Below are 17,431 nucleotides of genomic sequence, written 5' to 3'. Positions count from 1 at the left end.
TGGGCGCTAATATAACGTGGCGGTCATCACATTCTGTGGGAAGTGATACGTAAACTTTTCTCTACGTGTGCACGGATGGCGTATACCTACCAGAGGGGCTCATGTCCCAGCGGTGCTGGCCTGAGAGGGAGGCGTGTGATGAAAGGTTATCGACATATTCTGCTGCTGATTCATAACGAGCGTGATGGGTTGCCGTTGCTGCGTCAAACGGCGGCGATGGTGCGCGGTAAGCCCATCGCCCTCACCGTCGGCCATCTTAACGCCGACTACGCCGAGCTGGAGTACGGCAGCGATGCGTTAATCAAGGATCGCCAGGCGCAGGAAGTGATCGCCGCCAAGGCGATGCTGAGCCGGTTGGTGAGCGCCGTCGATGTGCCGGTCGCGGTCAAGGAGATTGTCACCATTCGGCGCTTTAAGGACGTGAGCGATTTTATTCACCAGGCCGGCATCGATCTGGTGGTGGTCGGGCACCAAAACCGCCTGTTCGGCCTCTATTCCTCGTATTCCCTGGAGTTTGTGAACCGTCTCGATGTCGATGTGTTGGTCAAGCATCTTGCTCGCGAGTAGCGTGCGACAAAGCGGATTTTTCCCACGGTTTTGCCGCCCGAAAGGCAATAGCATGCGGATACCGGTACGGTTTGTCCTGAATTATTGGGCATTTTCCGGTGCTAAACTTAACCAAAGCACAACGGGCGTTGGATAAATTAGATACGGCTTGATCTTGCCTGGGCTATCGGTAAAAATCTGCGGCCGTATTTTTACAGGAGCTTTACGATGTTTCTAAAACGGACCCTTTTGGCGTGTTCTCTGGCGTTGATATTTCCTGCACTGCCTTCTTATGCTGAGGTTGGTACAGAAAGTGGCAATGCCGCACAGGCTGAAAAACCGGGTTTATGGCAGCGTTTTACCGATAACGTGGCGGAGACCTGGAACAACTCGCCTAACCACGATCTCTATATCCCGGCCATCACCTGGCACAACCGTTGGACTTACGATGACGAACATATCGATAAGTACAACGAACGCCCGTGGGGCGCCGGTTACGGCATCTCCCGCTACGACAGCGACGGTGACTGGCACGGCATCTACATCATGGCGTTCAAGGATTCCTTCAACAAATGGGAGCCGATCGGCGGCTACGCCTACGAGAAGATCTGGCGCCCGCTGGATGACAAGGATTTCCGCCTGGGGCTGGGCTTCACCGCCAGCGTCACCGCGCGCGACAACTGGAATTACATCCCTATCCCGGCGCCGCTGCCGCTGGCCTCTATCGGCTATCAGCGGCTGACGTTCCAGGCGACCTACATTCCCGGCACCTATAACAACGGCAACGTGTTCTTCGCCTGGCTGCGCTGGCAGTTCTAAACTTCCTGAATTCCGAAAAACGGCGCGGCGGCGAGATAAAAGGAACTTGTCGCCGCAGGCGGCGTCGGAGAGGTATCCCGGCGCGCTGCGCCGATTGCATGCCGTTATGACAGGAGTTTCACCACTATGATCACCAAACATCGTTTATTGCTGGCTTTGGCGCTGTCCGCGACCCTGGCCAGCGGCGCCACCCAGGCCGCCGGGCTGATGGATTCCCTCAGCAGCGCGGCGGGCGAACTGAGCAAGTCGGGCGGCGACAGCAGCGGCGGCATGTCGCTCTCCTCGTTGACCGGCCTGCTGAACGGCGGCGACAAGGCGTTGAGCTCCAGCAGCATGACCAATGCCGCCGGTATCCTGCAGTACTGCGTGAAAAACAACGTGCTGTCGGCTAACGGTGCCGAAGGGGTGAAAGATCAGCTGCTCAGCAAGCTGGGCATCACCAGCACCGAAAACGCCAAGAGCCAGGATTATCAGCAGGGCCTGGGCGGCTTGCTGCAGACCGGCGAAGGCAAGAGCCTGGATCTGAACAGCCTGGGCACCTCGCAGATCACCGAGAAGGTGAAACAGAAAGCCTGCGATCTGGTGCTGAAACAGGGCAAATCCTTTATTTCATGATCAACCCACGGCGGAGCGTTCCGCCGTGGGTATTTTGCATAAGCTGGAAAAATGAAAAAAACGTTGATGCTTTCCCTGTTGGCAGGGATGACGATGTTGCAGGGGTGTTCCGTGAAATCCAACGATGCGCCGCCACCGCCGCAGGTGAAACCGATCGGCATGGCGAACCCGGCCGACGTGTACTGCACCCAAATCGGCGGCAAGCTGAACGCCAAAGAGAATGCTGCAGGCCAGTATTCTACCTGTACCTTGCCGAGTGGGCAGGAAATTGAAAGCTGGGAACTGTTCCGCCGCGATCATCCGGTGAAAAAGTAACCCTATGCGGCGCCGGCTCTGCTGCCCGGCGCCCGCTCAGAATTGGCGATCGCCTATCGGCTGCAGCTGCAGGCTGCCGTCCTTCTGCAGCGTCAGCGGCATGCGCCAATCACGCTGTTTATCCAGGTTGAACGGCCGGGAGCGGAACATGCAGCCGGTCTTGATATTCTTGATTTTCATCACGTGTTCCGCGTTCGCATTGATTTTCACCTCGAAGCTGCCGGCGGGCGGAATAAAGACTTCCGCCAGCTGTTGCGGCGCGGCGGGCGTTTCCAGCTTGACCAGTACCGCGAAATCGTTGCCCTGATTATCCAACGTCAGCCGATGCAGGCCGGATGCGGGCAGGCGCGTTGGCTGATGCAGATAACCCGCTGAAGCGGGCCACGGCTGCCCGGCATTGTCATGCAGCGGCCCGCCGCACTGTTCGCGCGCCTCCCGCAGCGGCATTTCGCGCTTGATGGCGCGATTGTAATCGGCGGGGGCGGCGAGACTGAACTCGTCGTCATATTGGTGGGCGCGCAGATAGCGCTTGGCGCCGAGCACCCCAACGGCGACCAGCATGAAGAACAAAAATATCCTCAGGCGATTTTTGAAAATCAGCCCGAACAGCTTCCCGGGGAGTTGAAACAGCCACCTTGCGATCGTCAATAACATCGTTTTCCCTTAGCGTCCAAGCCGTTACGTCTGCGGTAACTTCGCTTGCCTCAGTATAGCCAACATCCCGCAGGCGAAAATCCTGCCCGGCGATTTTTCTTCCGCCCTGCATTGTACGTTTGTGTTTGTTTGTGTACATTTGTGATCACTTTAGCGTCACCGGATTGACATGATGTCCAAACTGTTACCGAATGAGCGTCACCAGGCCATTCTTGACACGCTCCGCCAACAGGGGCGGGTGCTGGCCCTGGAGATGGCGCAGCGGCTGAACACCACCGAAGCGACCATTCGCCGCGATCTGCGCCAGCTGGCGGCGCAGAACCTGTGTAAACGCATCTATGGCGGCGCGTTGGCGCCGACGCCGGCCGAAGGCCCCGTTGCGACGCGCATTGCGCTCAGCGGTGACGAGAAGCTGACGCTGGCGCAGACCGCGCTGGGGGTGATCGGTGAAGAACAGCTGATCTTCCTCGACGCCGGCAGCACCCACCTGTATCTGGCGGATCTGTTGCCGCGCGACCGGCGTTTGACGGTGGTGACCAATGCATTGAGCATCGCCGGCAAAATGCTGGAGCGGCCGGGGATCCGCACCATCCTGATCGGCGGCGAGTTGGATGCGCAGGTCGGCGGCTGCGTGGACGCCAAGGCCGCGGAAGAGATCGACGGTTTCCATTTCGATTTGGTGTTTACCGGCATCTGCGCCTACGACCCGGCCGGCGGCTTCTCCGCGCTGAGCTACCAGGACGCCACCTTCAAAAAGCGGCTGTTGACGCGCGCCGGCAGCGTGGCGGTGCTGTGCACCCGCGACAAGCTCAATACCTACGCCCCTTACCCCTTCCTGCCCGCCGGGCGGGTGGATCATCTGGTGACGGCGCGCGGCGCGCACCCGCAGCTTGAGCTGCAGGTGGCGCAGGGCGGCGGCCAGGTTTGGCACAGCGATTTACCGACCGGAGAATGATGATGAAAATAGCCCATGTTGCTCTGTGGACCCGTGACATCGACGCGCAGCTGGCATTTTGGCAGCGTTATTTCAATGGTACCGCGGGGGAGGAGTACGTCAGCCGCAACCGGCCGGGGTTCGTTTCCCGCTTCGTCAGCCTGGCGGCCGGGCCGTCGCTGGAGATCATGCGCGTGCCGACGTTGCTGCCGGCGCAGGAGCAGGAGGAGCGGGTCGGTTGGGCGCACATCGCGCTGTCGCTGGGGGATGAGCGGCAGGTCGATCGGTTGGCGCAGCGCGCGCAGCAGGAGGGCATTTTGCTGTCCGCGCCGCGCTGGACCGGCGACGGCTTCTACGAGGCCGTCATTCGCGATCCAGACGGCAACGCGATCGAAATCACCGCCTGATCACTCTTCTTCAATGCTGGCGAACTGCTCGCCCAGATAGTCGAGCAGCAGCCGCACCGCCGGCAGCAGGCCGCGGCGCGACGGATAAACCGCATGCACCACGCCGCCCTGCGGCTGCCAGCCCGGCAACAGTTGCACCAGCTCGCCGCGCAGCATGTCGTCGCGCATCATCATCGCCGGCAGTTGGACGATGCCGGCGCCGGCGATGGCGGCGGTGCGCAGCATCAGCATGTCGTCTGTGACCAGCCGCGGCGTGTGCTCCCACTCCACCCGTTCACCCTGCGGGCCGGTCAGCCGCCATTGGTGCTGACCGCGCGCGGGGCCGAGATCGAGCGTCGGGTACTTACGCAGGTCTTCCGGCGTGTGCGCCGGCCCGAGGGTGCGCACCAGCGCCGGGCTGGCGGCGACGCACCAGGTGCGCTGCGCCAGGATTTTCAGCACCAGATCGCTGTCCTCCAGCGGCGGCGGTCGCACCCGGATCGCCAGATCCAACCCTTCCCCCACCACGTCCACCCGGCGGTTGGTGGCCTCCAGATGCACCGTCACCTTGGGATAATCGGCCATAAAGGCCGCCACCATGCTGCCGACGCGGGTGTGCAGGATCGCCACCGGGCAGGACATGCGCACCGTGCCGCAGGGCTCGGCGCGCGTCTGCTCGATCGCCTGCTGCGCCGCTTCCGCTTCCACCAGCATCGCCTTGCAGTGCGCGTAATAGGTTTGGCCGACCTCGGTCACCGAGAAGCGCCGCGTCGAGCGCTGGATCAGGCGCACGCCCAACCGCTCCTCCAGCAGCGCCACGCGGCGGCTGAGCTTGGATTTGGGAATGCCCAGCGCCCGGCCGGCGGGGGCGAATCCCTGGTGATCGACCACGCTGGCGAAGAAAAACAGATCGTTCAGATCGGTCAGCATCGTATCCCTTATCGTTCTATCAGTAGAACGCTGAGTGTACATCTTGCCTACTACTGCAGCAAACCCCGGCGGATTAAACTTCTGACATCAACTTAAGGCCGTGAGGTCTGAAACGGGAGTTCAAGATGAAAAAAATCCTCGGTATTCACAACAGCCCGGAAGCACACTGGGTCGGTAACGGTTTCCTGGTGAATTCGCTGTTCTCTTATAACGATTTGGGGGCGGAAATGAGCCCGTTCCTGCTGCTGGATCACGCGGCGCCGACCAAATTCCGTTCCGCCTCCGGCACCCGTGGCGTGGGTCAGCACCCGCATCGCGGGTTTGAAACGGTGACCATCGTCTATCAGGGCGAAGTGGAACACCGCGACTCGACCGGCAGCGGTGGGGTGATTGGCCCCGGCGACGTCCAGTGGATGACCGCCGCCTCCGGCATCCTGCACGAAGAGTTCCATTCGCGAGACTTCTCGCGCAACGGCGGCACCATGGAAATGGTGCAGCTGTGGGTCAACCTGCCGGCCAAGGACAAAATGGCCGAGCCGGGTTACCAGACGCTGCTGAACGCCGATATTCCGGTGGTTCCGCTGGCGGACGGCGCAGGGCAGGTGCGGGTGATCGCCGGTGACTTCGGCGGCCATGCCGGCCCGGCGCGCACTTTCAGCCCGCTCAACGTGTGGGATATGAAGCTGAATGCCGGCCATACCACCACGCTGACGGTGAAAGAAGGCCATACGCTGGCGCTGGTGATGCTGCACGGCGCGATCCTGGTTAACGGCGAAGATGTGGTGCGTGAAACCCAGATGGTGCGTTTCGACCGGGCGGGGGATTCGATCACTATCGAAGCCAACAACGACGTCGCGCTGTTGGTGCTGAGCGGCGAACCGATCGATGAGCCTATCGTCGGCTACGGCCCGTTCGTCATGAACAGCGAAGCGGAAATCCAGCAGGCGTTCCGCGATTTCAACAGCGGCAAGTTCGGCAGCATGAACGCCGAAGCGAGCGCCGGTTGAACCTTGGCATCTGGGGCGGGAAGTGTTCTCGGTTCCAGATGCCACACTTAAACCTCAACGCCCCGCCACACCGGCGGGGCATTTCATCCGCAACATCAAACCCCACAGGAGTAAAACCATGACTGCAAATTACAAACGCCTCGACAAAGATCAGGCCGCCGTATTGCTGGTGGATCATCAGGCAGGGCTGCTTTCGCTGGTGCGCGACATCGATCCCGATCGGTTTAAAAACAACGTGCTGGCGCTGGGTGATTTAGCGAAGTATTTCAACCTGCCGACCATTCTGACCACCAGTTTTGAAAACGGCCCCAACGGCCCGCTGGTGCCGGAACTGAAAGCCCAATTCCCCGATGCTCCCTTCATTCCGCGCCCTGGCCAGATCAACGCCTGGGACAACGACGACTTCGTCAAAGCGGTAAAAGCCACCGGCCGCAAGCAGCTGATCATTGCCGGCGTGGTGACCGAAGTGTGCGTGGCATTCCCGGCGTTGTCTGCGCTCAATGAAGGGTTCGAAGTGTTTGTGGTGACTGACGCCTCCGGCACCTTCAATGAACTGACCCGTCAGTCGGCCTGGAGCCGTATGGAAGCCGCCGGCGCGCAGTTGATGACCTGGTTCGGCGTCGCCTGCGAGCTGCACCGCGACTGGCGTAACGACATCGAAGGCCTGGGCACGCTGTTCTCCAACCATATCCCGGACTACCGCAATCTGATGACCAGCTACAACACGCTGACCAACGGTAAGTAACGCGACGGCCCTTTACTCAACCTTTCGCCTTTCATCACGTTAGACGCGGGATGTAAGCAAAGCGCAGCGGGGCGAAAAGGTAGCGAAAAGCGGCTTTCTCATTGGCCGGGGGCGGGGTAGCGTAATCCCGAACCCGGCAAATGAGGCTAATTCAATGAAACAAGCAATCAAGATCCTGGCGCTGCCCTGCATGGGCATGGCGCTATTGTTCAGCGCGAGCGCGATGTCGGCGCCTGAGAAGCCTGCGGCCAACGCGTTGCCGCCTTTGATGGATGCGCCGATGCGCATGCCGCCTTTCCCGGGCGGGCACCCGCCCAAGCCGGGGTTCTGCCACGGCGGCGAGCTGTTCTGTGCCACCTCGGCCAGCGACAATCCGGTGGAAACCATCAACAAACTGACGGCGGTGATCCCGGCGGGCAGCGCCAAACATTACGAAGTGCGCGTCGCGGTGGTGGCCGTGCCTGACGCACCGCCTGCGCCTTAACGGGCCCTGTCATCCCGCTCTGGCCTGGGCGCGCCAGGCGCGTTAGGCTAAGGAGAGCGTTTTTCGGGAGGCGGGATGACCCCTTTATCACAGCTGCCTTATCTCCAGCCCGGCGATCGCGTGCTGTTGTTCGATGGCGAATGCAATCTGTGTCACGGGCTGGTGAGAGACCTTATTCGCGCCGATCGGCAGCGGCGCATTCTGTTGGCGACGGTGCAATCCGTCGAAGGGCAGGCGATCCTGCTGGCGTTGGGGTTGCCGACCGATCGTTTCGATTCCGTGGTGTATGTTGAGCAGGGGCGCTATTGGCTGCGTTCGGCGGCGTTGTTTCAGGCGCTGCGCCAATTGGCTTGGCCATACCGCGCGCTGGCGCTGGGGCGTTATCTGCCGCCGAAGCTGGCGGACAAGGTGTACGACGCGGTCGCCGGCAATCGCTACCGTCTGTTTGGCCGCAACGACGGCAGCGGCCTGCCGGGTGCCGATCAGCCCGGGCGTTATCTGTCTCGGCGGCGGGAGCCGCCGGCCTGAGCTTTACGCTTCTTTACCATCCAACCGCTTGAAATATCAGCACTCCAGCTCCATATAATGGAACATTCAACCAACAAGGAGCGCGTATGGGAATCAGTGAAGAAGAGCGCATTCGCCGTTTGACCCAGGAGAAAAACGACATGGGCAATACGGCGAAATGGGTGGCGATCGTTTCCGCCGTGTACTTTGCCTTGATGGTGTTTTACGGCCACCCGACCGGCGTGTTGGCGATGTCGGGCGCGGTGTTCATCGTGTCGACCACCACCTGGCTGAAAAAGCGTAAGAAGGTCAAATCTTATCGCATGGCATTGGCCAGAATCAGCGACGATCAGCCCTGATAGTCGCCGCGCTTTAGTGTATACACCAGGCTCGGCGCCGCGCCGGGCACGTCATCCAGCGTATCCACCCGCCGCATGCCGATCTTTTCCAGCACTCGCCACGACGCCTGATTCTCCGCGCGCACAATGGCGGAAATTTCCTCCATCGCCAATCCGACAAAACCATATTGCAGCGAAGCCCGCGCCATCTCGGTGGCCAACCCCATGCCCCAGACGCGAGTATCGAATCGATAGCCGAGGTTCACGGTGCGCTGCGCGCCGAGCGGTTTCCAGGACAATCCGCCAAAGCCGATGATCCAATCCGGCCGTGCGCGCAGGGCGATCGCCCAGGAACCGTAACCGTGTTGTTGCCACCCGGAAATTCTCTCTTGCAGCGCCGAGATAGCCTGCGCTTCGCTGGTGAGCGGGCCGGCGGGATTGAAACGCTGGGTTTGCGGATCGCCGAAGATGGCGTAGAAGCGTTCGAGATCCGCCATCACCGGCGGGCGCATCTGCAGGCGTTCGCTGAAAAAAGGGTCTGAAGGAGTAAGGCTCATCATCGTTTCTCCCGGCTGGATAAATGAACAGTGTTCACTGTAGAGCAGATTGGTGAAACGGGAAATCCCCCTCTGCGGGTGAGAGGGGGCGAAGGGAATTACAGGAAGGAGTCGTCGTCGTCGCTGTAATCGTCGTCGGCGTAATCCGTGTCGTCCTGATAGCTGGCGTTCTGGAAGCCGTTGTCCTGGTTCAGGAAGCTGCCACCATCGCCGTTGTTGAAGGTATCAAGGTTGTTGGAGGCGTCGAAATTGCGCATTGCGCTGTCGTCCAGCGGCGCCGGGGTTTCCTCGATAATATTTACGATTTCCTGTGGTTGCGAATGGCGGAACATGCCGGTCAGCATGTCGGCCAACACCACGCCGCCGGCGACGCCCGCCGCCGTTTGCAAGGCGCCTCCCAGGAAGCCGCCGGCGCGTGAGGGCGCCGCCTGCTGCGGTTGGGCATAGGCAGGCTGCTGCTGCGCGTAGCCCCCCTGCTGCGCGTTGTTCCAGGCCGCCGTATTTTGCTGCTGCGCCTGATACTGTTCACGCGGGCTTGGCGTGCGGCTGCCGCCGCCGAACAGACCGGCCAGGAAGCCGCCGCTGCTCTGCTGGCCGTTGGCGGTTTGCTGCAGCTGCGCCACCTGGGCCTCCAGCTCTTTGACCCGCTGATCCATCTGCTTGAGCGCCGCTTCCTGAATGATCATCGCCTGCGCCATGTAATAAGGGGCGGAAGGCTGCTCGCGAATATGCTGGTTGATTTGCTGCTCTGCCTGGAGATCCCGTGGGCCCGTCTTGGTCTCGGCTTCTTTCAGGCGGCCAAACAGACCATCGATAAGGCGTTGTTCTTCGGATTGCATAGGAGTACCTCAGGAGATAAATAACGGTGCTGGATGATCATTATCATCCGTAACAATCACCCTAGCGCGTTTACATGAACCAATAAATAAATGGCGGGTAAACTTGCCTATGAATTTGTTACCAATTGCGGCAGCGGGATCAGCATCACCAGCTTCAGACCGGCGTGCTCTGCCGGTTGGAAGGTCAGTTGGCGATAGCGCAGTGTGCCTTGCCGAGAATGCTCGAACGCGCGTTCGCCGCCTTCGCGCGCCATGACGTCATGTTGCTTCCACCAGTGATTAAAGTCTGCGCTGTTGTGCGTCATGTTGCGCACGAAGGCGCGCATCTCTTCGGTATTTTGATGATGGCTGGTCTCGGCGCGAAACTCGGCCACCACGCGGCGAGCGCGTTCCTCCCAATCGCTGATCAGCGTTTTCGCTAATGGGTGGAAGAACATGAAGTGCAGCAGGTTGGGGCTGTTGGCCACATCCAGCCAGCCGCTGAACAGCGCCGCCGCCTGCGGGTTCCAGGCGACGACGTTCCAGGTCACGTCCAGCAGGTAGCAGGGCACCGTCATCTGGTGCACGCTTTGCAGCACCGCGTCGTTGGCGGTTTCGCGGTGTGTTTCCTGCTCGGGGTCGGCGATGCGCGCCAGGGTAAACAGGTAATGGCGTTCGGCCGGGCCGAGCCGCAGCGCCTTGGCGATGCGTGCCAGCGTATAGGGGGAAATGGATACCTCGCGGCCCTGTTCGATCCAGGTATACCAGGTGGCGCTGATGCCGCTGATTTGCGCCAGCTCTTCGCGCCGCAGGCCGCTGGTGCGACGGCGCGAGGAGCTGGGCAGGCCGAGCATTTCCGGCGTGATGCGTTCGCGGTGCGCCCGCAGGAACGCGCCGAGGGCCTTTGGCCCGGATAAGGCTTCTGATGACATAGCGTGGTACCTATTTATACCAGGATAACTGCTCATATTGTACCCGTATAGTAGCCTGATTATAGTAGCCGAAAGCCTTCAGGCACAGGCGCAAGCCGGATAATAACGGGAGCAAACATGAGCATCAGCAACAGCCATAAAAACGCGGTAGACCGGCAGTTCGGCGAGCAGGCCAACGCCTACTTAACCAGCGCGGTGCATGCGCAGGGCAAGGATTTGCAACGCCTTGCACAGTTACTGGAACCGCACGCCGGCGCGCGCCTGCTCGATCTGGGCTGCGGCGCCGGGCATGCCAGCTTCACGGCGGCTGCCAGGGTGGAGCAGGTGGTGGCCTACGATCTGTCGGCGCAAATGTTGGCGGTGGTGAAGCAGGCGGCGGCGGAAAAAGGCCTGAATAACATTCAGCAGCAGCAGGGCGTGGCGGAGTCTTTACCGTTTGAAGACGCCAGCTTCGATCTGGTCATCAGCCGCTATTCGGCGCACCACTGGCACGACGTCGGCCAGGCGCTGCGCGAGGTCAGGCGGGTACTCAAACCGGGCGGCAGCGCGATCTTTATGGACGTGGTCTCGCCGGGGCATCCGCTGCTGGATATCTACCTGCAAACCGTGGAAGTGCTGCGCGACACCTCGCACGTGCGCAACTATGCGCCGGGCGAGTGGCTGACGTTGCTGACCGAAGCCGGGCTGATGGTACGCGAAGTGACGGCGGATCGATTGATGCTGGAGTTCGGCAGTTGGGTGGCGCGTATGCGCACGCCGGCGCATTTCGTCACCGCGATCCGCGCGCTGCAACAAAGCGTGTCGGAAGAGGTGGCGGCGCATTTCGCCATTCAGCCGGACGGCTCCTTTACCAGCGACATCATGATGTTTGAAGTGACGAAGGGCTGAAAGCAACGGGGCAGCCGATGAAGGCTGCCCCGTGAAACGCGATTGACTGCGATACGCTTATTTCTTGTCTTCCAGCAGGCAGCGGTAGATCAGGCCGCCGATAATGCCGCCGACCAGCGGCACCAGCCAGAAGACCCACAGCTGCTGCAGCGCCCAGGTGCCCTGGAAGATCGCTACGCCGGTGCTGCGCGCCGGGTTGACGGAGGTGTTGGTCACCGGGATGCTGATCAGGTGGATCAGCGTCAGCGTCAGGCCGATCGCCAGCGGGGCAAAGCCTGCCGGCGCGCGCTTGTCGGTCACGCCGTGAATAACGATCAGGAAGAAGGCGGTCAGTACCAGCTCAATCACGATCGCGGCTTGCAGAGAATAACCGCCCGGTGAGTGTTCGCCGTAACCGTTGGAGGCGAAGCCGCCTGCGGTGGCGTCGAAACCGGCTTTGCCGCTGGCGATCAAATACAGCACCGCCGCTGCGGCGATACCGCCGATGACCTGAGCGATAACGTAAGGAATAACGTCTTTCGCCGCGAAACGGCCGCCGGCGAATAAGCCGACGGTGACGGCCGGGTTAAAATGCCCGCCGGAAATATGGCCGACGGCATAGGCCATCGTCACCACGGTCAGACCGAAAGCGAGCGCGACGCCGAGGAAACCAATACCCAGCTGTGGGAATGCCGCTGCCAATACTGCGCTACCACAACCACCAAACACCAACCAAAATGTGCCAAAAAATTCAGCAAAAAGTCGCTTTGACATAGATTCCATCCTGCGGAATAGACTAACGGGCGTTAGCACTAAAAACTATAGAACAGCTTTTTGAGTTCATGCAGATATTCTATAGAATTTTCTTAATGCACCTTGAATAACGGCGGTATTAAATCCCCGGTATTTTATTTTGTCTATGAGAAAAACACCGTTTTTCCCCGTACTGACGCGCGTTTGCCGATTTTTTTATCTTTGCTATAAGAATTTACCCTAAGCAAAATGGCGGGCTATTTTCGGGCGGTTTTTTCCAGCGGTTTTCTCCATTCAATACGCTCAGGTTAATTGCTAATTTCTATTTGCCAGCCAACCTTATTGCTTGTTTTACATTTGACGAAGCGCCTGTTGTCATCTAAGTGTCATGCTAAATTAATATCTTCTTCTGCCTGATAACGCTTCATTCAACCTCGGGTAAAAAACATGAGAATAAAATCGCTCTCCCTGCTGTTGGCTTCGCTGTTTCCGGTATTCACCTACGCTGCAGATATTGAGGTGGCGCGTTATGTGGTCGGCTTCCCCGGCGGGGAACGCGTCGCCTATCAGGGGGCGTTTGCCAGGCATTTTCCGCAGGGGTTGCCGGTGGGGATCGGCTCAGGGCTGTCGTTCAATCGCAAGCAGGGCGACGATCTGGTGCTGACGACGCTGACCGATCGCGGCCCGAATGCTGATGCCCCGGCGGTGGGCAAGCAAGAAGCCAAGATTTTCGCCAATCCGCAATTCACGCCTCTGTTGATGGACATTCGTATCGGCGGCGGCAAGGCCGTGGCCGAGAATGCGCGGCCCTTGCATGACGAAAAAGGGCCGATTAGCGGGCTGCCGCTGCCGAGCGAGCTGATTGGTTCCACGAACGAAGTGGCGTTGAACGATGCGCTGCAACCGCTGTCCGGCGATCGCCGTGGGTTGGATACCGAAGGTATCATCGGTGACGGCAACGGCGGCTATTGGCTGTGTGACGAGTATGGCCCGTTTCTGATCCATGTCGACGACAAAGGCAAAATTCTCGCCAAATATGGCCCAACGCCGCAGGCCGGCGAGCAGGCGGTGGCGAGCGGTTTGCCGAACATCCTGAAGTGGCGCCAGCCTAACCGCGGTTTTGAGGGGCTGACCCGGATGCCGGATGGGCGCATTCTGGCGGCGGTGCAGAGCACGCTGGATGTCGATGGTAAAAGCAAAAACAAGGCGCAGTTTACCCGGCTGGTGAGCTTCGATCCGCGCAGTGGCAAAACCGCCATGTATGGATATCCCATCGATATCGACCGCTATAAAAAAGCCAAAGACGCCAAGATTGGCGATATCGTGGCGTTGGACAATCAGCGCATCCTGTTGATTGAACAGGGAACCGATAAAGATAAGGCGATGATCAACAAGATCTATCTGGTGGATCTCGCGCAGGCCAGCGATCTGAGTACGTTTGACGGCCAGGGTAAAGCGCTGGAGTTCGACGACGCGCAAGATCTGGCTAAACGCGGCGTGAAGCTGGCGCAGAAACGGGAAGTGGCGGATCTGCGCCAGTTGGGCTGGCGCCAGGAGAAAGCGGAAGGGTTGGCGCTGATCGACGATCGCACGCTGGCGGTGATCAATGACAACGATTTCGGCTTGCAGGCGAAGCTGGTGGATGCGTCGCCAAAGAGCAAAAAAATCGGTGACTATCAGCTGGAGAAAGAAGGGCGGTTGAGCCTCGACGGCGACAAGACCGATGCCCGTATCGAATTGCGCCCTCTGGAGCAGCCGGAGTCGCTGAGCGAGCTCTGGGTGCTCACCTTGCCGCAACCCTTGAAGTGATCGAGAGGGGGCGACAGCGCCCCCGTCAGGCCGTTGACAAACGTGGTTTTTCCTCCTTTGTGGCCATCAGCCGAAAATCAATAAATTGATTTTCCTTGTTTTTTATCCGCTGCTCTCTGCAAACCCGGCAATGGCATGAGGTTTGTCATCAATCTCACAGCGGGGGCGGTGATGCCCCCGTTTGCTTCAGGTCTCCGCGTGCCGCTGCGGCGCTCTGCCGCGCGAGATGCTCTCCCACACCGCCACCACCACCATGATCAGCGTCGTCAGGCCATTGACCATCAGCAGATCGGTTAAATAGGCGGCGGGGGCCAATACCGCCAGCGCCAGCAGCCCAACCAGGTGCGACAGCGGGAAGCGGCGATACACCAACCGTTTATACAGCGCGTTGGCGAACAGGTAAATCGCCGGGCCGAGCAGCAGCACCGCCGCCGTGGCGTGTTGGATGCGGCCGTCGGGATGGGCGATCACCAGCTCGTTGGCCACGGCGCAGACGATGATGGCACCCACCAGCGCGACGTGCACGTAGTGGAAATAAGCGCCCAGCTGGCCGGGGTTTTCCGCCTGGCTGATGGCGTGGCTGCCGGCTTTGCTGCTGGTGTCGAAGTAAACCCACCACATCGCCAGGCTGCCGAGAAAGGCCACCAGCGAAGCGATGAGCACCGGCAGGCTCCAGCTTTCCATCTCGCTCAGGGTGGCGCCGGTGATCAGAATGGTTTCCCCCAGCGCCACGATCACGAACAGTTGGCAGCGCTCCGCCAGATGGTGGCCTTCGATGGTCCATTCGCTGCTGCTGTCCGAGCGCCCCAGCACCGGCAGACGGAAGCCGAACATCGGCGAGACGTATTCGCACAAGACGGCGAACGCCCACAGTGCCAGGCGAGTATGGCCTTCCGCCAGCCCGCCGGCGATCCAGAAGACGGCGGAGATGCACAGCCAGCCGAGGATGCGGCGAAAGTTTTGTTTCAACGGGTGGCCAGGCGCCAGCAGGCGCAATACCGTGGCGGAGCGGCCGACCTGAATAGCGACATAAAACAGCGCGAAGATCAGGCCGCGCTCGCCAAACGCCTGCGGCAGCGCGGCGGCGGCGAACAGCCCCAGCAGCATGATCGCGAACAGCAGCAGGCGGATCTGGCGGGTATCCGGATTGAACCAGTTGGTGACCCAGGCGGTGTATTGCCAGGCCAGCCAGACGGCAAACCACAGCAGCAGGGTTTCCAGCGCGCCGGTCAGCGTCAGGTGATGCAACAGATAGTGGGAAAGTTGGGTCACGGCGAAAACGTAGATCAGATCGAACAGCAGCTCGGAAAATGAGACCGATGCGCCCTGACCGTCACGCACGCGCAGCAGGTTTTGCGACATAAGCGTTCTTCCTTAAAAGGGTAAGCCACAAAATCAGCGTAGCTCAGCGCGCTCCGGCGGGTAAAAAATCTTAAATAGACGCGGCGCGCATGCTTTATCTCGCACCGTCTTTAATTGTTCATCAAATAGGGGTAAGGTGAGGTCTATAAAGTCATTCCTGCCTGAAAATACACACCCATTCTTACTTCCTCCTTATTCTCCTCACAATGATTGATGTTCTTTACGTTGCATGACGTCCGTTTTCATTGGCTAGCGGATAATTAACATCACTGACCACGAGCTAATAAACAAGAACACCTGGAGTCAATCATGAAACTCATCCCAAGCATCGCAGCCGTATTGATCGCCGCCGCTTCTTTCTCCACTTTCGCCGCGCCGCTGTCGTCGGTGAAACAGGTCAACAGCGAGCAGGCCGCCAATCTGCAAAGCATCGGCGTCGTGTCGGTTTCCGGCATTAGCGGCTCACCGCATGATGCCATCACCGCCCTTAAAGAAAAAGCCGCGGCGGACGGCGCCAGCCATTATCGCATTATCGGTCTGGACACCCCCGGGGATTCCAGCAACTGGCGCGGCAATGCGGAAATTTATCGCTAAGCATTGGTTTTTTTACGCTCTGGCCGCGGCAACGCGGCCAATAAAATAAACGGTCGCAATAATTATCTGAATAGTCGGTGTATAAACGACTTATTCTCAGGTCATTATTACGGCCGTTTTTCTTTGCGTGCCGTTGATGAGGTTGCATTTTATTACAACTGTGTCTGCCGCTTTCGGAATCATGTTAATGATTACTTAAGAAATTCGGCTCACATTGAGGGCTTAACCCAAGGAGGCCTCAATGTTAAATGCGACCCGGCTGCAACTGATGAATCACTTCGCTTACCTGCAGCAATTTATGGCTTCACCGCGCACCGTCGGTACGCTGGCACCTTCTTCCCCGTGGCTGTGTCAGGCGATGCTGAACCAGATTGAATGGACCCGGGCGCTGTCGATCGCGGAACTGGGCGCGGCCGACGGGGTGTTGACCAAACGCATTCTGGGGCGGATGCGCGCCGATGCGGCGCTGGAGGCTTTCGAAATCCAACCCCATTTCGTGCATCGGCTGCGCGGGATAGACGATCGGCGGCTGCAGGTGATGGGCCACTCTGCGACCCGGATGGCCACGGATTACGACGTGGTGTTTTCCTGCCTGCCGCTGTTGTCGATCCCGGTCAGGATCAGCGTGCGCATTCTTCAGCAGGCCCGGCAGCGGCTGCTGGCGCGCAACGGCACGCTGGTGTTGTTTCAATACAGCCACCTGTCGGAAAAATTGCTATCGCGCTATTTTCACTGGAAGCGCCTGCGGGTAGTGCGCAACTTCCCGCCGGCGCTGGTGTATGTCTGTACGCCGCGTTAGCTACAGCGTTTTCGTCATCACCACCACCACCTCTTCGTCATGTTGCCGCCGGCGTTCCACAGGATGCCAACCCCAGCCGGCGTACAGCGCTTCCGACTTGTCGGTGATGAGATGCAGAACCGAGTGATGGCGTTGCCGCGCCGCCTCGACGATGGCCATTTCAAGACGGTGGGCGATGCCCTTGCGGCGGTGATCGGGATGCACGAAGACGCCGGCCAGCCACGGAGTGAGATCCTGGCGCTGGTGATCGTCGCTGGGCCACAGGCTGGCCATGCCGACCGGACGATCGCCGTCGATCATCATCAGCGTCAGGTGATCGTCGCTTGGCCGGCTGCATTGGGCGAAACGCAGCTGGGTGCGCGCCAGCGAACCGCCGCGCTGTGAACCCCATTGGCCGAAAGCCCAGGCGGCGCACACATCGGCAAACTGCGGGCACTCCGACAGCGGAATGATGCGTTGAGTCATGGAGGTCTCCCGGTTTTTTTGCTGTTTCCCCCTCCTATTTAACCGATTTTTCCGCCATTTTTTTAACTTTTTAAAGCCGCTATTTTAGCGGTTTCACGGTGTTTCACCGCATGCCCGGCACCGTTTCCCGGATTTCTTTTGGCAATCGCGGCGTGGGATTGCAAGTGCTAATGAGAGTGATTATCATGCGCACAC

General features: G+C 59.7%; 23 protein-coding genes. 15 read left to right on the top strand and 8 right to left on the bottom strand.

Features of this window, described 5'->3' with window-relative positions:
* The first annotated feature begins 138 nt into the window (after positions 1 to 138).
* The 4 genes from ACJ8IJ_RS11580 (at position 139) to ACJ8IJ_RS11565 (ending at position 2,295) form a co-directional block, all read left to right on the top strand.
* Positions 139 to 567, top strand: coding sequence for a universal stress protein (locus ACJ8IJ_RS11580; protein WP_275095488.1), 429 nt, complete (start codon positions 139 to 141; stop codon positions 565 to 567).
* 207 nt (positions 568 to 774) lie between these two features.
* The gene (gene pagP / locus ACJ8IJ_RS11575) at positions 775 to 1,365 is read left to right on the top strand and encodes a lipid IV(A) palmitoyltransferase PagP (protein ID WP_004940603.1); all 591 of its coding nucleotides are present in this window, start codon (positions 775 to 777) and stop codon (positions 1,363 to 1,365) included.
* Between the two features lie 126 nt (positions 1,366 to 1,491).
* Positions 1,492 to 1,980: a DUF2501 domain-containing protein gene (locus ACJ8IJ_RS11570; protein WP_015376789.1), complete on the top strand. Its 489-nt coding sequence runs from the start codon at positions 1,492 to 1,494 to the stop codon at positions 1,978 to 1,980.
* A gap of 51 nt (positions 1,981 to 2,031) precedes the next feature.
* Entirely contained in the window at positions 2,032 to 2,295 is a 264-nt protein-coding gene (locus ACJ8IJ_RS11565) for a putative hemolysin (protein WP_004940597.1), read from the top strand.
* Between the two features lie 36 nt (positions 2,296 to 2,331).
* On the opposite strand, the gene ACJ8IJ_RS11560 is transcribed toward ACJ8IJ_RS11565, so the two are convergent.
* The gene (locus ACJ8IJ_RS11560) at positions 2,332 to 2,949 is read right to left on the bottom strand and encodes a hypothetical protein (protein WP_015376791.1); all 618 of its coding nucleotides are present in this window, start codon (positions 2,947 to 2,949) and stop codon (positions 2,332 to 2,334) included.
* A 172-nt stretch (positions 2,950 to 3,121) separates the two neighbouring features.
* Here ACJ8IJ_RS11560 and ACJ8IJ_RS11555 point away from each other — a divergent pair, with 172 nt between their 5' ends.
* Entirely contained in the window at positions 3,122 to 3,904 is a 783-nt protein-coding gene (locus tag ACJ8IJ_RS11555; protein ID WP_021504716.1) for a DeoR/GlpR family DNA-binding transcription regulator, read from the top strand.
* Positions 3,905 to 3,906: 2 nt separating this feature from the next.
* Positions 3,907 to 4,290: a VOC family protein gene (locus ACJ8IJ_RS11550; RefSeq protein WP_440483905.1), complete on the top strand. Its 384-nt coding sequence runs from the start codon at positions 3,907 to 3,909 to the stop codon at positions 4,288 to 4,290.
* On the opposite strand, the gene ACJ8IJ_RS11545 is transcribed toward ACJ8IJ_RS11550, so the two are convergent.
* Positions 4,291 to 5,199 (bottom strand): LysR family transcriptional regulator, encoded by a 909-nt coding sequence (locus ACJ8IJ_RS11545; RefSeq protein ID WP_033634044.1) that lies wholly within the window; start codon positions 5,197 to 5,199, stop codon positions 4,291 to 4,293. It abuts the gene before it with no gap.
* A 125-nt stretch (positions 5,200 to 5,324) separates the two neighbouring features.
* Here ACJ8IJ_RS11545 and ACJ8IJ_RS11540 point away from each other — a divergent pair, with 125 nt between their 5' ends.
* The 5 genes from ACJ8IJ_RS11540 to ACJ8IJ_RS11520 all read left to right on the top strand — a co-directional run bounded on the left by ACJ8IJ_RS11540 (position 5,325) and on the right by ACJ8IJ_RS11520 (position 8,301).
* Positions 5,325 to 6,206, top strand: coding sequence for a pirin family protein (locus tag ACJ8IJ_RS11540; protein ID WP_015376795.1), 882 nt, complete (start codon positions 5,325 to 5,327; stop codon positions 6,204 to 6,206).
* A gap of 118 nt (positions 6,207 to 6,324) precedes the next feature.
* On the top strand, positions 6,325 to 6,951 hold the full coding sequence (ycaC, locus tag ACJ8IJ_RS11535) for an isochorismate family cysteine hydrolase YcaC (RefSeq protein WP_004928476.1): 627 nt from the start codon (positions 6,325 to 6,327) through the stop codon (positions 6,949 to 6,951).
* A gap of 154 nt (positions 6,952 to 7,105) precedes the next feature.
* Entirely contained in the window at positions 7,106 to 7,435 is a 330-nt protein-coding gene (locus tag ACJ8IJ_RS11530; protein ID WP_015376796.1) for a hypothetical protein, read from the top strand.
* 75 nt (positions 7,436 to 7,510) lie between these two features.
* Positions 7,511 to 7,963 carry a thiol-disulfide oxidoreductase DCC family protein gene (locus ACJ8IJ_RS11525; RefSeq protein ID WP_197753077.1) on the top strand — a complete coding sequence of 151 codons (453 nt, stop codon included), beginning with the start codon at positions 7,511 to 7,513 and terminating at the stop codon, positions 7,961 to 7,963.
* Between the two features lie 86 nt (positions 7,964 to 8,049).
* On the top strand, positions 8,050 to 8,301 hold the full coding sequence (locus ACJ8IJ_RS11520; RefSeq protein WP_004928468.1) for a hypothetical protein: 252 nt from the start codon (positions 8,050 to 8,052) through the stop codon (positions 8,299 to 8,301).
* On the opposite strand, the gene ACJ8IJ_RS11515 is transcribed toward ACJ8IJ_RS11520, so the two are convergent.
* The 3 genes from ACJ8IJ_RS11515 to ACJ8IJ_RS11505 form a co-directional block, all read right to left on the bottom strand.
* Entirely contained in the window at positions 8,292 to 8,840 is a 549-nt protein-coding gene (locus tag ACJ8IJ_RS11515) for a GNAT family N-acetyltransferase (RefSeq protein WP_442518639.1), read from the bottom strand. The genes ACJ8IJ_RS11520 and ACJ8IJ_RS11515 overlap by 10 nt on opposite strands.
* 95 nt (positions 8,841 to 8,935) lie before the next feature.
* Positions 8,936 to 9,676, bottom strand: coding sequence for a DUF2076 domain-containing protein (locus ACJ8IJ_RS11510; RefSeq protein WP_004928461.1), 741 nt, complete (start codon positions 9,674 to 9,676; stop codon positions 8,936 to 8,938).
* 107 nt (positions 9,677 to 9,783) lie between these two features.
* Positions 9,784 to 10,587: a helix-turn-helix transcriptional regulator gene (locus tag ACJ8IJ_RS11505; RefSeq protein WP_442518638.1), complete on the bottom strand. Its 804-nt coding sequence runs from the start codon at positions 10,585 to 10,587 to the stop codon at positions 9,784 to 9,786.
* Between the two features lie 117 nt (positions 10,588 to 10,704).
* On the opposite strand from ACJ8IJ_RS11505, the gene ACJ8IJ_RS11500 reads away from it, so the two are divergent.
* A complete protein-coding gene (locus tag ACJ8IJ_RS11500) occupies positions 10,705 to 11,475 on the top strand; it encodes a class I SAM-dependent methyltransferase (RefSeq protein ID WP_442518637.1) in 771 nt (256 codons plus the stop codon).
* Positions 11,476 to 11,532: 57 nt separating this feature from the next.
* Here the strand turns inward: ACJ8IJ_RS11500 and aqpZ are convergent, their stop codons facing one another.
* A complete protein-coding gene (gene aqpZ, locus ACJ8IJ_RS11495; protein WP_004940529.1) occupies positions 11,533 to 12,228 on the bottom strand; it encodes an aquaporin Z in 696 nt (231 codons plus the stop codon).
* 426 nt (positions 12,229 to 12,654) lie between these two features.
* On the opposite strand from aqpZ, the gene ACJ8IJ_RS11490 reads away from it, so the two are divergent.
* Entirely contained in the window at positions 12,655 to 14,016 is a 1,362-nt protein-coding gene (locus tag ACJ8IJ_RS11490; protein WP_442518636.1) for an esterase-like activity of phytase family protein, read from the top strand.
* Between the two features lie 186 nt (positions 14,017 to 14,202).
* On the opposite strand, the gene ACJ8IJ_RS11485 is transcribed toward ACJ8IJ_RS11490, so the two are convergent.
* Positions 14,203 to 15,378, bottom strand: a complete 1,176-nt coding sequence (locus ACJ8IJ_RS11485; protein WP_442518635.1) for a low temperature requirement protein A — start codon at positions 15,376 to 15,378, stop codon at positions 14,203 to 14,205.
* 309 nt (positions 15,379 to 15,687) lie between these two features.
* On the opposite strand from ACJ8IJ_RS11485, the gene ACJ8IJ_RS11480 reads away from it, so the two are divergent.
* On the top strand, positions 15,688 to 15,972 hold the full coding sequence (locus tag ACJ8IJ_RS11480) for a YdgH/BhsA/McbA-like domain containing protein (RefSeq protein WP_004940519.1): 285 nt from the start codon (positions 15,688 to 15,690) through the stop codon (positions 15,970 to 15,972).
* Positions 15,973 to 16,213: 241 nt separating this feature from the next.
* Positions 16,214 to 16,771 carry a class I SAM-dependent methyltransferase gene (locus ACJ8IJ_RS11475; RefSeq protein WP_004940516.1) on the top strand — a complete coding sequence of 186 codons (558 nt, stop codon included), beginning with the start codon at positions 16,214 to 16,216 and terminating at the stop codon, positions 16,769 to 16,771.
* Here the strand turns inward: ACJ8IJ_RS11475 and ACJ8IJ_RS11470 are convergent, their stop codons facing one another.
* The gene (locus ACJ8IJ_RS11470) at positions 16,772 to 17,236 is read right to left on the bottom strand and encodes a GNAT family N-acetyltransferase (protein ID WP_442518634.1); all 465 of its coding nucleotides are present in this window, start codon (positions 17,234 to 17,236) and stop codon (positions 16,772 to 16,774) included.
* Between the last annotated feature and the right edge of the window lie 195 nt (positions 17,237 to 17,431).

Source organism: Serratia sp. CY40230 (assembly GCF_052168835.1).
In the GTDB taxonomy this organism is placed as follows: domain Bacteria; phylum Pseudomonadota; class Gammaproteobacteria; order Enterobacterales; family Enterobacteriaceae; genus Serratia; species Serratia nematodiphila.
Note: the sequence above shows the minus strand (reverse complement) of the source record. Positions and strands in the feature narration are given on the sequence as shown.

What these genes read in the sequence shown, in the direction of transcription:
- ACJ8IJ_RS11580 (WP_275095488.1), top strand. Translation starts at nt 139, where the DNA reads ATGAAAGGTTATCGACATATTCTGCTGCTGATTCATAACGAGCGTGAT.
- pagP (WP_004940603.1), top strand. Translation starts at nt 775, where the DNA reads ATGTTTCTAAAACGGACCCTTTTGGCGTGTTCTCTGGCGTTGATATTT.
- ACJ8IJ_RS11570 (WP_015376789.1), top strand. Translation starts at nt 1,492, where the DNA reads ATGATCACCAAACATCGTTTATTGCTGGCTTTGGCGCTGTCCGCGACC.
- ACJ8IJ_RS11565 (WP_004940597.1), top strand. Translation starts at nt 2,032, where the DNA reads ATGAAAAAAACGTTGATGCTTTCCCTGTTGGCAGGGATGACGATGTTG.
- ACJ8IJ_RS11560 (WP_015376791.1), bottom strand. Translation starts at nt 2,949, where the DNA reads ATGTTATTGACGATCGCAAGGTGGCTGTTTCAACTCCCCGGGAAGCTG.
- ACJ8IJ_RS11555 (WP_021504716.1), top strand. Translation starts at nt 3,122, where the DNA reads ATGTCCAAACTGTTACCGAATGAGCGTCACCAGGCCATTCTTGACACG.
- ACJ8IJ_RS11550 (WP_440483905.1), top strand. Translation starts at nt 3,907, where the DNA reads ATGAAAATAGCCCATGTTGCTCTGTGGACCCGTGACATCGACGCGCAG.
- ACJ8IJ_RS11545 (WP_033634044.1), bottom strand. Translation starts at nt 5,199, where the DNA reads ATGCTGACCGATCTGAACGATCTGTTTTTCTTCGCCAGCGTGGTCGAT.
- ACJ8IJ_RS11540 (WP_015376795.1), top strand. Translation starts at nt 5,325, where the DNA reads ATGAAAAAAATCCTCGGTATTCACAACAGCCCGGAAGCACACTGGGTC.
- ycaC (WP_004928476.1), top strand. Translation starts at nt 6,325, where the DNA reads ATGACTGCAAATTACAAACGCCTCGACAAAGATCAGGCCGCCGTATTG.
- ACJ8IJ_RS11530 (WP_015376796.1), top strand. Translation starts at nt 7,106, where the DNA reads ATGAAACAAGCAATCAAGATCCTGGCGCTGCCCTGCATGGGCATGGCG.
- ACJ8IJ_RS11525 (WP_197753077.1), top strand. Translation starts at nt 7,511, where the DNA reads ATGACCCCTTTATCACAGCTGCCTTATCTCCAGCCCGGCGATCGCGTG.
- ACJ8IJ_RS11520 (WP_004928468.1), top strand. Translation starts at nt 8,050, where the DNA reads ATGGGAATCAGTGAAGAAGAGCGCATTCGCCGTTTGACCCAGGAGAAA.
- ACJ8IJ_RS11515 (WP_442518639.1), bottom strand. Translation starts at nt 8,840, where the DNA reads ATGATGAGCCTTACTCCTTCAGACCCTTTTTTCAGCGAACGCCTGCAG.
- ACJ8IJ_RS11510 (WP_004928461.1), bottom strand. Translation starts at nt 9,676, where the DNA reads ATGCAATCCGAAGAACAACGCCTTATCGATGGTCTGTTTGGCCGCCTG.
- ACJ8IJ_RS11505 (WP_442518638.1), bottom strand. Translation starts at nt 10,587, where the DNA reads ATGTCATCAGAAGCCTTATCCGGGCCAAAGGCCCTCGGCGCGTTCCTG.
- ACJ8IJ_RS11500 (WP_442518637.1), top strand. Translation starts at nt 10,705, where the DNA reads ATGAGCATCAGCAACAGCCATAAAAACGCGGTAGACCGGCAGTTCGGC.
- aqpZ (WP_004940529.1), bottom strand. Translation starts at nt 12,228, where the DNA reads ATGTCAAAGCGACTTTTTGCTGAATTTTTTGGCACATTTTGGTTGGTG.
- ACJ8IJ_RS11490 (WP_442518636.1), top strand. Translation starts at nt 12,655, where the DNA reads ATGAGAATAAAATCGCTCTCCCTGCTGTTGGCTTCGCTGTTTCCGGTA.
- ACJ8IJ_RS11485 (WP_442518635.1), bottom strand. Translation starts at nt 15,378, where the DNA reads ATGTCGCAAAACCTGCTGCGCGTGCGTGACGGTCAGGGCGCATCGGTC.
- ACJ8IJ_RS11480 (WP_004940519.1), top strand. Translation starts at nt 15,688, where the DNA reads ATGAAACTCATCCCAAGCATCGCAGCCGTATTGATCGCCGCCGCTTCT.
- ACJ8IJ_RS11475 (WP_004940516.1), top strand. Translation starts at nt 16,214, where the DNA reads ATGTTAAATGCGACCCGGCTGCAACTGATGAATCACTTCGCTTACCTG.
- ACJ8IJ_RS11470 (WP_442518634.1), bottom strand. Translation starts at nt 17,236, where the DNA reads ATGACTCAACGCATCATTCCGCTGTCGGAGTGCCCGCAGTTTGCCGAT.